The organism is Lactobacillus sp. ESL0263 (assembly GCF_003692845.1).
In the GTDB taxonomy this organism is placed as follows: Bacteria; Bacillota; Bacilli; order Lactobacillales; family Lactobacillaceae; genus Lactobacillus; species Lactobacillus apis.
This window is the reverse complement of record NZ_REHL01000004.1, coordinates 263871-277357: the sequence shown is the minus strand read 5'-3', so window position 1 is coordinate 277357 and position 13487 is coordinate 263871. Positions and strand designations below refer to the sequence as shown.

Below are 13487 nucleotides of genomic sequence, written 5' to 3'. Positions count from 1 at the left end.
CAATAGCACAAAAACAAACACTAGATTAAAATAAACTCGAAATCAATTTATATTTATAGCACACGGAGGAAAAATATGACAGACTTATCGAAAAAGCCTTATAACTTGTCTGCTTCACAAATCGACTTTGTAAAGCAAAAAGTAGCAAGCATGTCAACAGAAGCTAAAATTGGACAATTATTTTTCGTTATTGGTGAAGACGAAGAAAATACAGATTTAAAAGAATTCGTTAAAAAGTATCAACCAGGCGGAATCATGTACCGTCCTGACGCTGCTAAAAAGCTGCAACATGAAATTGCCACTTCACAAGAAGCAAGTGATATTCCACTATTAATTGCCGCAAACCTTGAAGCTGGTGGTAACGGTTTGGTTAATGAAGGTACTTGGCTTGGTCGTCCTCTTCAAGTGGCAGCAACTGATAATCCAGAAAACGCATATAACCTCGGTGATGTTTCAGGTTATGAGGCAAAACAAGTTGGTGGCAACATGTCTTTTGCACCAATTGTTGACCTTGACTTAAACTTCCGCAATCCAATTATGAACTCACGTACTTTTGGTAGTGATAAGGACCGCGTAATTAAAATGTCCGATGCAGAAATCGAAGGACTTAATGCTAATCACGTTATTCCTGTTGCTAAGCACTTTCCTGGTGACGGCGTTGATGAACGCGACCAACACCTTTTAAGTTCAATCAATTCACTTTCTGCTGATGAATGGATGGAATCATACGGTGAAATATACCACCACTTAATCGAAAATGGCTTGCCAAGTATTATGATTGCTCATATTATGCAACCTGCTTGGGAACAAAAATTACAACCAGGAATTGAAGATAAGGACTTGCGCCCTGCCTCAACTTCTAAATTGTTAATTGATGGCCTACTTCGTGACGTTTTAAACTTCAACGGTTTGACAATTACAGACGCTACGCCAATGATTGGTTACAATGCAATCATGCCACGTTCTGAAGCTTTACCAGCTACAATTAACGCAGGAATCGACATGATCTTATTCAACAAAGACATTGACGAAGATTACAAGTTTATTACTGATGCAGTAGCTGACGGTACAATTTCAATGGACAGAGTGGATGAAGCTGTTACCAGAATTATTGGAACTAAGGTAGCACAAGGTGTTATGAACACTGATTGTAAACTTTGTGAACCTACTTCAAGTAACATTGACTTAAAGCTTGCTGAACATGAAAAGTTAGCTGCCAAAGTTGCAACTGAATCAGTTACCCTTGTTAAAGATCGCGACAACTTATTGCCAATTACACCTAAAAAATACCCTCGTGTTCGACTAGTAGTTTTAGGTGACAACGATGACGGTGGCTTTAAAGAAGGTGGCAAGGTTACTGCTAAATTTAAGGAAAAACTTGAAGAAAAAGGCTTTGAAGTCACTGTCTTTGATCGCCAACACTTAAACTTCCAAGAAGTATTTGAAGGTGGTGTTCAATACGAAAAAGACCAATTTGACTTAGCTTTTTACGTTGCTAACGTTGAAACTGCTTCTAATCAAACTACTACCCGTCTTGACTGGATTCACTTAATGGCTGCTGATGCTCCATGGTTCATGAAAGACATTCCAACTGTTTTTGTTTCAACTTGCAACCCATATCACCTCTTCGATATTCCGATGGTTTCAACTTATGTCAACGCATATACAGGTAATGACGTTACCATTGATGCATTGCTAAGAAAGATGACCGGCGAAGAAAAATTCATTGGTACTAACCCAGTTGATCCATTCTGTGGTCGTTTTGACACACGCTTGTAAAGGGAGCTAAAAATGATCGAAATTAGTCAAATTTCAATTAACCATATGACCACTCCACTTGGTTTTGACTTAGATAACCATTTACATATTGAATTTAGTGTAAATAGCTCTAAACCTATGACGGAAACCAAAAAAAGAGTCATTATAAAAACCGATGAAGTTGTTTACGACTCTGATTGGCAAAACTATGACAATAACTTTTTTGATTTTGCAATCGAGTTAGAACCTCGTACCCACTATACAGTGTCAGTTTCCGTTCAAAATGCCGGTGATGAAATAACTAAGGATAGTTTTTTCGAAACTGGAAAGATAACTGAATCATTTTCAGCTAACTGGATTGGAAACAGTAACAAGGATTTGCAAAATACTTTGTTAAGAAAAGAATTTGCATTAGATAAAGAAATTATTAGTGCACGTCTTTACATGACTGGTTTAGGTGTTTACGAAGTTTACTTCAACAACGAAAAAATTGGTGATGAATTACTTGCGCCTGGTGTAACTGCCTATGATCAAGTAACCCAAGTTCAGACATATGATGTCACTAGTTTTTTACAAAAAACACAAAAGCATGAATTATTGATTTCTCTAGGCGACGGTTGGTATAAAGGAAACTTCGGCTTTGACGGCGGTCAAGAAAATATTTATGGTGATCGTCAAATGGCCATTGCAGAACTGCATTTAACCTTTGCTGATGGTACTGAAGAAGTAATTAACACAGATGATTCATGGCAAACAACTTCTGGAAAAGTTACTAAGTCAGCAATTTACTACGGTGAGGACTTAGATGACACGATAGAAATTACTGGTTGGGAACCAGCAGTAATCATTGATCACTCTAAAGAAATTCTGCATGATCGTTTAAGCTTGCCACTTAAAGTTGAAGAATACTTACCAGTTAAAGAAATCATTCAAACTCCTGCTGGTGAAACTGTCTTAGATTTTGGGCAAAATCATGCAGGTTGGCCTGAGCTTTTCAATCATGAACCTGCAGGACAAACAATTGAACTTCAAGTTGGTGAGATTTTACAAAACGGTAATTTTTATCGGGACAACCTTCGTGAAGCTCGCGCCGCCTTCAAGTATACTTCTGGTGGTAAAGAAAAATGGGTTCGTCCCCACTTTACTTACTATGGTTACCGCTATGCAAAAGTTACAGGTAATACCAAGCCACTTAAGAAAGAAGATTTTCGCTCAGCAGTCATTTACTCCGATATGAAAACTACTGGCGGAATTACAACAGATAATGCAAAAGTCAATCGCCTTTTGCAAAACGTAATTTGGGGCCAAAAGAGTAATTTCTTTGATGTCCCTACCGACTGTCCTCAACGTGATGAACGTCTTGGTTGGACTGGTGATGCAGATGTATTTTCAGCAACAGCCGTTTTGAACATGGATACTTATGCTTTCTTTAAGAAATATGCACGTGATATGCAAATCGAACAGAATGCTCATGATGGCATGCTCACAATGTATGCTCCAGCAATGGGTAATGGTAGCGGTGGTGCTGCTATTTGGGGTGATGCTGCAACAATTATTCCATGGACTGTTTACCAAGCATATAATGATCCTGCTATTTTGCGCCAAAATTACTCAAGCATGAAAGCTTGGGTTGAATGGATTGGTAAAAACACTTCAACTAAGAACCTTTGGACAGGCTGCTTCCAATTCGGTGACTGGCTTTCACTTGATGGTGAAAATCCAGCAATGCCAACTGGTAAAACTGATGAAGACTTCATTGCTTCTGTTTACTATTACTACTCTACTTCTATTGTCGCTGAAACAGCACAAGTACTTGGTTTTAGCGATGATGCTGCTAAGTACGCAGAACAAGCTAAAGCAATTAAAAAAGCTATTTCTAACGAATATATTACTGCAACTGGACGTTTATCAATTGATACACAAACAGCTTATGCGTTGGCTCTAGCCTTTGATTTAGTACCTAATGAGCAAAAGCAACGTGTCGTTAAAGACCTAGTTACTCGCCTTGGTAAAGATAATAACCATCTAAAGACTGGTTTTGTTGGTACACCAATTGTTTGTCGTGTTCTTTCTGAAAACGGCGAACACAAGCTTGCAACACAAATCTTCTTAAATGAAGACTTCCCAAGTTGGCTTTATGCAGTTAATTTAGGTGCAACAACAATTTGGGAACGTTGGAATTCAGTTATGCCTGATGGCTCAATGAATCCTGAAGGAATGAACTCACTTAACCACTACTCTATTGGTGCGATTATGCAGTGGGTTTACCAGCAAGTACTTGGAATTAGTTCTCAAACAAATGGCTATCAAGAAGTCACTTTGGCACCACAATTTGATTACCGTCTCAAGCATGTTCAAGGTCATTATGAAAGTTCATACGGTGATCTTCAAATTGAATACCAACTTGAAGCTGATGAACAACACACAATCAAGCTCAACTTGAATATTCCATTTGGTCAACAAGTAACAGTAAAATTACCACGTGCTACTGGTAAAGTTCAACTTAATGGTGAAGCCACTAGTCTGCCACTTAAGCTAACTGGTGGACAATATTCTATCAGTTATGTTCCAAGTTCTAGCTATATCGAATACTACAACATTGATATGCCAGCCAAAGACCTTATGGCAGATTCTGAATTAGTAGAAAAATTAGCCCCACTGAATGGTGTCTTTGGTTTCTTACAAGATCAAAACAACCTTGACACATTTGGTGGAAGTTCATTAATTGAAATGAATACAATGCTACCATTTGTTAATATCTCCGATGAAGATTTCGCTAACATTAAAGCTGTTTTAGCAGAAACTCCATTGGCTAGTGAAAGGAAGTTTTTAAATGAAGGGCGTACTATTTGATCTTGATGGTGTAATTGCCGATACTTCGGTTTACCACTTTCAAGCCTGGCGAAAGCTCATCAAAGATCACTTTAATCGCGAATTACCTGATGAATTAGAAGTCCAAACTAAAGGCGTAAGTCGTGCTGATTCACTTACTGCGATTCTGAACTACTTAGATATTAAAGTAACTGATTCTGAATTTAACAAAATGACTGAAGAAAAGAACGATGTTTTCCGTGAATTATTGGCCAGCTTAACCCCTGCCAATATCCTACCTGGAATATCTGAACTAATTTCTGAGCTTAAGGCACATAATGTTAAGCTCTCACTAGCTTCTGCAAGCTTGAACGGTCCTTACATTCTAGAAAAATTAGAGCTTATTAATACTTTCGATGCAATTGCAGACCCTAGCAAGGTTGCAGCTGGAAAACCAGCGCCTGATATTTTCACCGCCGCAGCTGATGCCATTAACTTATCTCCTAAAGAATGCGTTGGCATCGAAGATTCAATCGCTGGAATTAAAGCAATAAATTCTTCAGGTGCCTTTTCAGTAGGTGTTGGTAATGAAAATGAACTTAACGAAGCCTACTTGCTCTATCCTGATACCTCCAAATTAAGCTATGAGCAAATAGATGCAGCATGGAAAAAGCATAATTAAAATAACTTATATCTATCCTTTGAATTAAAAAAAACTAACTAAAAGTCAAATCAAACAAAAATAGCCAATTTCCTTATCGAAATTGGCTATTTTCTTTATTTTTTATTCACCTAAATAAGCAAAAACTACTTTTTCGTCATAGATGTGAAGCACTTTTTCAAATAAAAAGCGACAAATTACTGCAACAATTGCTGGAATAACAATCCAAATAAGCAATGCCATTATGAAATTCAAACTGTACTTACCTGCATCCATTGAAGCCAGTGGTCCAACAATACCTACAAGACCAAACCCTGCTGATGCAGGAGTTCCAGATACATGGAATAATGCGACAGGTATTGCAGACACAATTGCTGTGATTAGTGAGGGCAGAAGAATAATTGGATGTCTAAATAGATTTGGCATCATCATTTTCATTGCGCCTAACGCGATTGCAATTGTTACCCCTGATTTATTTGTGCGCCAAGAATGAACAACTAGCACAATTGTCGTTGCTGCTACACCCATAGCTGCAGCACCAGCTGAAAGCCCGTTTAATTGAATTGCCATGCCAATCGCAACCGTCGAAATTGGTGAAACAATCAAAATACTAAACATGCAGGAAATCAATACACACATTAAAATTGGCTGTAAATCAGTAAATGAATTGATGACGTTTCCTAACCAAGTGGTAATTTTACTTACATAAGGTAAAATTAATAACCCAATCCAGCCTGCGCCAACTCCAATAATAATCGGAGCAGCTACAATTTTTACTGATCCAAAACGTTCCCCCACCAGTAATAGTAGGAAAACAGTTAGACCGGCAGTAATCATAGTATTAATCAAATCACCAGTTCCAGCAGAAACAAACACACCTTGTGCTTTAGTTGCTGGATTGACAATTTGCGGAACAAATTTAGTTACGCCTGATCCGACATATGCTGCTGCAGCTACAATAGCTACATCCAACGGAACCATTTTAAATTGGATTGCAATTAATGCTCCAATCAACAACGGTGTCGCACATTGGAAAATCAGTAATGCTTGACCAATACTGGCGGTAATTGCATTCTGCCCAAATAACTTTAAAATTGCGCTTACTACTGCATTAGGAATCAAACCAACGATGATCCCGGTTGCAGTTCCTGCCAGAATATTGTTAAAAAATGTTTTGATTGTTAATTTGTTTGTTGTGGTTGTGTCAGCCATAAGAAATACTCCTTCGAATTAATTTTTAATGTTGATTGCATTTAAAAATAATTCGTTGCAAGTAAAAACGGCTTGAATTCAGCTGCATTCTTTTTTCCTCCCATTCAAAGATATTATCAATAGTTTAACATGATAAATTTAAAAATAAAGGAAAAATTAAATAAAAATGAGTTTGATTCATTAAAAAAAGAAAAGCCACCATATTAAGCTTTCCTTTTCATTTCTATAACAACGCACCTTTATTTATTTTTTGATTCTAACCTAAATAAATTTAGATAACTTAAGAAAATAATGACACTAATGATTGACATAACTAAGAAAGCAACCTGACTTCCCTGGGCAGTCAAAACAGAATAATTGCCTGGTTTCTTTTGCCAAGCCGAAATAATTGTGGCCATAACCGTTGTTCCCATTGAGCCAGCATACTGCTGACCAGTCTGAAAGACAGCTGTAGCATCAGTATGTAAATTGTCCGGTTGCAATTTAGATGCTTCAGCCATTGTATTGTTGAACGCCATTTGTCGCCCAATAATCATAATACCGTAGAAAACTCCCACCATAACTGTTGAGATTTTCAAACCGAAAATTGTAAATAGTATACTTGCCGTAAAACAAAAGATTGTACCAGTTAAAAATGGAAGTTTTGGCCCTTTTTGATCATAGATATGCCCAAACCATGGATTCAAAAAGCCACTTAAAATGCATCCTGGAAGTAAAACTAACCCGCCAATGAGTGAACTTTCATGATTAACAATCTGAACATAGTTTGGCAACACGAAACTAGTTCCAATATTAATAAATTGCAGCAATAAATAAGAAATCATCGCAAAAACAAATGGTTTATTTTTGAAAATATCCAAGTTGATTAGCTTCTTTTTGCTCTTCTTCGAGAGTTTGATAAAAAGGAATACCAGCGCTGCAACAACAACCATACTTAACCAAAAATATGGATCACCCAAGCCATTACTAATTCGATTAAAGCCCAAGTTAAAGATAATCATAGCCGCGGCAATCACAAAGTAACTCGTCCAATCAAAGCTTGGATGCTTTTTTTCGTGGTATTGCTCAATTGAAAGAGCACCGATGATTAGTACGACTACAGCAATTAAAGCAACAATATGAAAAATTAATGGCCAGCCAAAATAATAAACAACTGTCCCACCAAATGTTGGTCCTAAAGATGGGGCAAGAATAACTACTAGACCAGTTAATCCCATATAAAAGCCCCATTTTTCTTGCGGCATTAGTTCAACAACCAAATTAAACATCAGTGGAATTGACAGACCAGCTCCCACGGATGAAATGAGTCTTCCTGCAAGCAAAACCCAAAAATTAGGTGCAAGTCCAGCAACTACTGAGCCGCCGATAAATGAAATAGCTGCAGTTAAAAATAGCTGTTTAGCCGAAAAGCGCTCATTTAAATATGAGCTTGCAACCATAATAACTGCAATTGTCAAAAGGTATCCTGTGGTGGTCCATTGAACAAGCCCCAGACCAATATGAAATTGTTTCATTAACGTAGGAAAAGTAACGTTCAAACTTGTTTCCGTTAAAATTGATACAAATGCCATCAGAGCGCAGCTAACTATTGCCAAAATATGTTTTGGTGTCTCTGCTTTTCTTTCCATTCTCTTAAACCTCCCAGTAATAAAAAAGAGTAAAAAGCTAATTAGCTTTTACCCTTTCCAATCCTTAATCGGTTTTCACCGATCAGATAACAATGTACAGGACAAATTATCCTTATTCTTGCTCAAAACGTGATACTAAGTTATCATGTAAAGCTTCGTAACCTGGTTTGTTTAATAGACCAAACATGTTACGTTTGTATTCTTCAACACCTGGTTGGTTAAATGGGTTAATGCCATTGAGGTAACCAGAAATTGAAATGGCCAACTCGAAGAAGTAAATGAGGTAACCTAATGTGTGCTCAGTTTGATCTGGAATATTAACAGTCATAACAGGTACACCACCATCAGTATGAGCCAAAACAACACCTTCGTATGCGCGATCGTTAACAAAGTTTAAGCTCTTTCCTTCTAAGAAGTTTAGTTGATCTAAATTGCGATCATCTGAAGGAATCTCGACGTCGTTTGCAGGATTTTCAACTCTAATAACTGTTTCAAACAAGTTACGTAAACCTTCTTGAATGTATTGACCTAATGAGTGAAGATCAGTTGTAAAGTTCGCACTTGCTGGCCAAATACCCTTGTTGTCCTTACCTTCTGATTCACCCATTAATTGCTTGCACCATTCACTAAACATTCTCAGAGTTGGTTCGTAGTTTTCTACAATTTCAGTAGTGTATCCTTTACGGTACAAGATGTTACGTAAAGCAGCGTATTGGTATGGTGTTGCCTTTGATAAGTCAGTATCAGTATATTCACTACGCGCATCAGCAGCACCTTGCATAAGTTGATCAATGTCAGCACCAGAAACAGCGATTGGTAATAAACCAACAGCAGAAAGGACACTGAAACGACCACCAATGTCATCTGGAACAACAAATTCTTCATAACCTTCAGCATCTGCTTCAGTCTTAAGAGCGCCTTTAGCACGGTCAGTTGTAGCAAAGATACGTTTTTGAGCTTCTTCTTTACCGTATTTCTTAATTAACTTATCTTTAAATATTCTGAATGCAACAGCAGGTTCTGTGGTTGTACCAGATTTAGAAATAACGTTAATGCTAAAGTCCTTATCTCCTAACCATTCAATCAAATCATGAAGATATGAACCAGAAAGTGAGTTACCACAGAAGACAACAGTTGGGTACTTATCTTTGCCTTTACCATAAAAAGCGCTATTTAAGAATTCAATGGCAGCTTGGGCTCCAAGATATGAGCCACCAATACCAATACAAATCAGAACTTCTGAATCGGCTTGAATTTTTGCAGCTGCTTTTTTAATACGAGCAAATTCTTCTTTATCGTAATCAACTGGTAAGTCAACCCAACCTAAAAAGTCGCTACCTGCACCGGTACCTTCCTTTAATTCCTTAGACGCAGCATCAACCATTGCTTGCATTTCGCCTAGTTCATTTTCGTGAACAAATGGTGTTAATTTACTGCTATCGAATTTAATTAAACTCATAAAATACGCTCCCTTTATTGAATTAAATATCTATTTCACAAAACCATTTTAGCAATCTTATTTTATAAATACCAGCGCTTTTTAAATTGTTTTCAGCTTTACTCGTAATTGTTGAAAAAGCCAGTATAGTAAATAACCAAAGGCCGCCCCGCAACTATTAAAAAAGACATCATCAATGTCACTCACACCGGTTGCGAGTAAAAACTGCATTGTTTCAATAAAAACTGAAAATAAGACGCCTGCTACTAACACCCTGATAAAAGTTTGCTTTTTTGAAAAAACAAATGGTGCTAAAAAACCGAAAGGTAAAAAGCAAGCCACATTACCTAGTGAGTTGTAAATAAAATCCAACCGACTCTGAGCATAGTACATCTTCCAAGTTTCTTTCATAAATACGAGATTAATATCACTTAGCGGTCGATGGAAATTGAAAGAAAGTTGCCATGGGAAATATGTTCGGCGAAAAGTGGTTAACATTAAAATTAAAATCAAATAAAAAGCAAACAGCCATACCGTCGCTTCTGATTTAAGTGTTCGCCTTCGTCTTACCACCATTAACCAAAACAAACGCAAAATCATGAAAACCAAAAAATAAAAAATTGTCTTATCAAATGCCAACATAATTAACTTAATTAAGGCAAAATGATTAACTTTAGTTGCATAACTTTGAGCAATTAAGTTATATAGCGGTCCTAGAAATATCATTTTAGTTCAAGTCCTATAAATTTAGTGTTCATCTAGATTATACCCAATCTTTGCCAAATTTTTCTTAAAAAAGGACTAACAATTCAGAAATGATTGTCTAAAGTGCGCGAAAATTCTAAAATAATTAAATAAGGAGAGTTCAACTTGAAAAAAAAGAAGCTGATTAATTTTATCCAGACCCGTACAGGCTTTTTTTGTCTGTTGGTTATTTTGTTTACATTAAAATATATTTTTGCTGCCTATCATGATTTTAACCTGGGCATTAGTGATCCTTACCAACACATTATCATGTGGATCAGTCCTATCGGATCGGCAGTTTTATTACTAAGCATTGGATTTTACTTTTCTAAACCAGTTGTATCCTATGTCATCATGTTGATAATGGATTTCGCCAATACTGGTTTGCTTTTTGCCAACATCTTAAATTATCGACAATTTGCAGACTTCATTACTGTCAAAACAATGACTAATGCAGCTAAAGTAGCACCAGGTCTTGGAAAAAGTGCGGTTGCCCTATTAAAGCCCTCTGACCTAATTTTATGGCTTGACTTAATTATTGTGATAGGACTTTTACTTGCTCATAAAATCAAAATTGACCAAAAATCATATGGATTACTGACTCCATTTACGATTACAACGTGTGGAGCACTAATTTTAAGTCTTAATGTTTTTTTAGCAGAATCGTCACGCCCACGTCTTTTAGGAACAACTTTTGACCGTTCTTACATTGTAAAGTACCTAGGAATTGACACTTTTACCGTGTACGACGGCGTGAAAAATGAACAAACTGAACAAGTAAATCGTAATGCTAACACCGCTGACTTAAACAAAATATTGGCTTATACACGTAAAAACAAGTTACCAGTTAGCCCTCAGTATTATGGTGCTGCCAAAGGCAAAAATGTCGTTGTAATTCACCTAGAGAGTTTCCAGCAATTCGTAATTGATCTCAAAATTAACGGCAAGGAAGTCACACCTTTTCTTAATTCTATCTATCATAGTCGTCATTCACTTAGTTTTTCTAATTTCTATCATCAAGTTGGAATTGGACGTACTAGTGATGCAGAAAACATGCTTGAAACAAGCACATTTGGTATCTCAGACGGTTCACTTTTTACTGCGCTAGGTAGTTCAAATACCTTCCAAGCAGCTCCACAAATTTTACGCGAAAATGGCAACTACACTTCAGCCGTTTTTCACGGTAATGTTGGTTCATTTTGGAATCGTGACGATGTATACAAAAATATGGGCTATAACTACTTCTTTGACCAAAATTATTACAGTCATGATCAAAGCGATAGTATTGGTTACGGAATTAAAGACAAAGTCATGTTCGCTGAAAGTGTTAAATATCTTGAGCGCATGCAACAACCTTTTTATAGCAAATTTATCACAGTTACTAACCATACCCCGTTTGATATGGACGAAGAAGATCGCGATCCAAACTTTAAAACTGCGGATACATCTGACAAAGCTATCAACAACTACTTTGAAACGGCCCACTATCTTGATCAAGCAATCAGAGAATTTTTCGACTATTTGAATAAATCTGGTTTAATGAAAAACACAGTGGTAATGATTTATGGTGACCACTACGGCTTAAGTAATTCCGAAAATGAAACCTTGGCCCCTATTATTGGCGAAAGCTCGGATACCTGGAATAGTTATAATAATGTCCAAATGCAACGTGTACCATTTATGCTTTACTCGCCTAGCTTAAAGGGCAAAATTATGAACGAAGTTGCAGGAGAAATTGATGTTCTGCCTACACTACTTCACTTACTTGGCATTTCCAACAAGAATTATATTCAGTTCGGTAATGACCTGCTATCACCGAAGTACAAACCGTGGATTGTTTTTAGAAATGGCACAATTGTCAGTCAAAAATACATTATTATCGGTGGAAAAGGTAAAAAAGGCACCGTTTACGATCGAATCAGTGGCAAAGAAATTATCAATTATACTGAAAAAGAAAACAAAGAAATTGCTGAGCTAGCCAAAAAAGGAAAGATGGCTCTTAAATACTCTGACCTACTCAATAATCATAACCTTTTACGTTTTTACACTCCGAAGGGATTCAAACCAGTTGATCCAGGTCAATTCGATTACTTGAGTAACTTCCAGCAAATGGAAGCCTTAAGAGCAAAATTAAAGACCAAATCAACAGCACTAATCTCCACACATAAGCGCTCTACTACTCGTTTTTATCGTACTGATGCCCCTGAATTAAATGGCCGCCACTACGAAATAACAGAAATTCCTGAATCAGTAGCAGAAAATCATTTAGATAAAAAAAGGGATAACGATAGCCAAAAGAAAAAAAGAGAATATAATTAAGACATACTTAATCTTTTTATAATTTGAGGTGTTTTGACTATGGTTTATTTAATATTGGTTATTGTCGTTATTCTTTTATTTCTATCATGCTGCCGAGTTGTTCCTCAAAATAACGAAGGACTAATCGAAACTTTAGGTAAATACTCAAGAACAGTTAAAACAGGCCTTGTTTTTGTCATACCTGTAATTCAAAGATTGCGACGCGTTTCATTAGCAATGTTTCCAGCAGAAATTTCTAAGTATTCAATTATTACTAAGGACAATGCTGAAATCACCACTAGTTTGACGTTAAACTATTTAGTAACTGATTCATATAAGTACTTTTACAACAATACCGATTCAGTTAAGTCGATGGTTGAATTAATTAGAGGACACTTACGCGATATCATTGGTCGGATGGACTTAAACGATGCCCTTGGTTCAACTAGTAAAATTAATTCACAACTTGCTGATGCAATTGGCGATTTGACAGATTTATATGGTATTCGTGTAGTTCGTGTCAATATTGATGAATTACTTCCTAGTGTTGAAATTCAAAAGGCAATGGATAAACAACTAACTGCTGATAGAGAAAAAATTGCAGCAATTGAAAAAGCCGAAGGTGAAGCTAAAAACATTGAATTAACCACTAAGGCCAAAAATGAGGCATTATTGCCACTGCAAAGGCTAAAGCTGAAGCTGTCAAAACTGAAGCCGATGCTGAGGCATACCGAATTAATCAGCTACAGGCAAGCTTGGATAAAGCTTCAGATGGTTATTTTAGAAACCAAAGCCTAGATAGTTTTAACAAACTTGCTTCTGGTCCTTCTAACCTAATTGTAGTCGATAAAGATGATATGACTAACTTAGGTGCAGTACCTGCTACAGCAAAAATTTGGCAAAAATCGACTGACAAAAAAGAATAATACCTAAGAGT

General features: G+C 36.7%; 8 protein-coding genes and 1 pseudogene. 5 read left to right on the top strand and 4 right to left on the bottom strand.

What is annotated here, in order from left to right; translation table 11 throughout:
* Positions 1–75 precede the first annotated feature (75 nt).
* From F5ESL0263_RS03285 to pgmB, 3 genes are read left to right on the top strand one after another with little or no spacing between them, the layout of a single operon-like run.
* On the top strand, positions 76–1779 hold the full coding sequence (locus tag F5ESL0263_RS03285) for a glycoside hydrolase family 3 protein (protein WP_122034838.1): 1704 nt from the start codon (positions 76–78) through the stop codon (positions 1777–1779).
* Positions 1780–1794: 15 nt separating this feature from the next.
* Complete coding sequence (locus F5ESL0263_RS03280; protein ID WP_122035602.1) at positions 1795–4611, top strand: alpha-L-rhamnosidase; 2817 nt, start codon at positions 1795–1797, stop codon at positions 4609–4611.
* A complete protein-coding gene (gene pgmB, locus F5ESL0263_RS03275) occupies positions 4592–5251 on the top strand; it encodes a beta-phosphoglucomutase (RefSeq protein WP_122034836.1) in 660 nt (219 codons plus the stop codon). Before F5ESL0263_RS03280 ends, pgmB begins: the two co-directional genes overlap by 20 nt.
* A 102-nt stretch (positions 5252–5353) precedes the next feature.
* Here the strand turns inward: pgmB and F5ESL0263_RS03270 are convergent, their stop codons facing one another.
* From F5ESL0263_RS03270 to F5ESL0263_RS03255, 4 genes are all read right to left on the bottom strand, one after another.
* The gene (locus F5ESL0263_RS03270; RefSeq protein ID WP_122034834.1) at positions 5354–6442 is read right to left on the bottom strand and encodes a PTS sugar transporter subunit IIC; all 1089 of its coding nucleotides are present in this window, start codon (positions 6440–6442) and stop codon (positions 5354–5356) included.
* A 239-nt stretch (positions 6443–6681) separates the two neighbouring features.
* Positions 6682–8070, bottom strand: coding sequence for an MFS transporter (locus tag F5ESL0263_RS03265; RefSeq protein ID WP_122034832.1), 1389 nt, complete (start codon positions 8068–8070; stop codon positions 6682–6684).
* A gap of 112 nt (positions 8071–8182) precedes the next feature.
* Complete coding sequence (locus tag F5ESL0263_RS03260) at positions 8183–9529, bottom strand: glucose-6-phosphate isomerase (protein WP_046306607.1); 1347 nt, start codon at positions 9527–9529, stop codon at positions 8183–8185.
* Between the two features lie 81 nt (positions 9530–9610).
* Positions 9611–10234, bottom strand: a complete 624-nt coding sequence (locus F5ESL0263_RS03255; RefSeq protein WP_122034830.1) for a VanZ family protein — start codon at positions 10232–10234, stop codon at positions 9611–9613.
* Positions 10235–10378: 144 nt separating this feature from the next.
* On the opposite strand from F5ESL0263_RS03255, the gene F5ESL0263_RS03250 reads away from it, so the two are divergent.
* Together F5ESL0263_RS03250 and F5ESL0263_RS03245 are read left to right on the top strand one after the other, a co-directional pair.
* Positions 10379–12571 (top strand): LTA synthase family protein, encoded by a 2193-nt coding sequence (locus F5ESL0263_RS03250; protein ID WP_122034828.1) that lies wholly within the window; start codon positions 10379–10381, stop codon positions 12569–12571.
* 39 nt (positions 12572–12610) lie between these two features.
* A pseudogene (locus tag F5ESL0263_RS03245) lies at positions 12611–13476 on the top strand (SPFH domain-containing protein).
* Positions 13477–13487 lie beyond the last annotated feature (11 nt).

Bases quoted from the DNA above. Each gene is read 5' to 3' on its own strand.
- F5ESL0263_RS03260 (WP_046306607.1), bottom strand. From the start codon at position 9,529: ATGAGTTTAATTAAATTCGATAGCAGTAAATTAACACCATTTGTTCAC.
- pgmB (WP_122034836.1), top strand. From the start codon at position 4,592: ATGAAGGGCGTACTATTTGATCTTGATGGTGTAATTGCCGATACTTCG.
- F5ESL0263_RS03270 (WP_122034834.1), bottom strand. From the start codon at position 6,442: ATGGCTGACACAACCACAACAAACAAATTAACAATCAAAACATTTTTT.
- F5ESL0263_RS03255 (WP_122034830.1), bottom strand. From the start codon at position 10,234: ATGATATTTCTAGGACCGCTATATAACTTAATTGCTCAAAGTTATGCA.
- F5ESL0263_RS03285 (WP_122034838.1), top strand. From the start codon at position 76: ATGACAGACTTATCGAAAAAGCCTTATAACTTGTCTGCTTCACAAATC.
- F5ESL0263_RS03265 (WP_122034832.1), bottom strand. From the start codon at position 8,070: ATGGAAAGAAAAGCAGAGACACCAAAACATATTTTGGCAATAGTTAGC.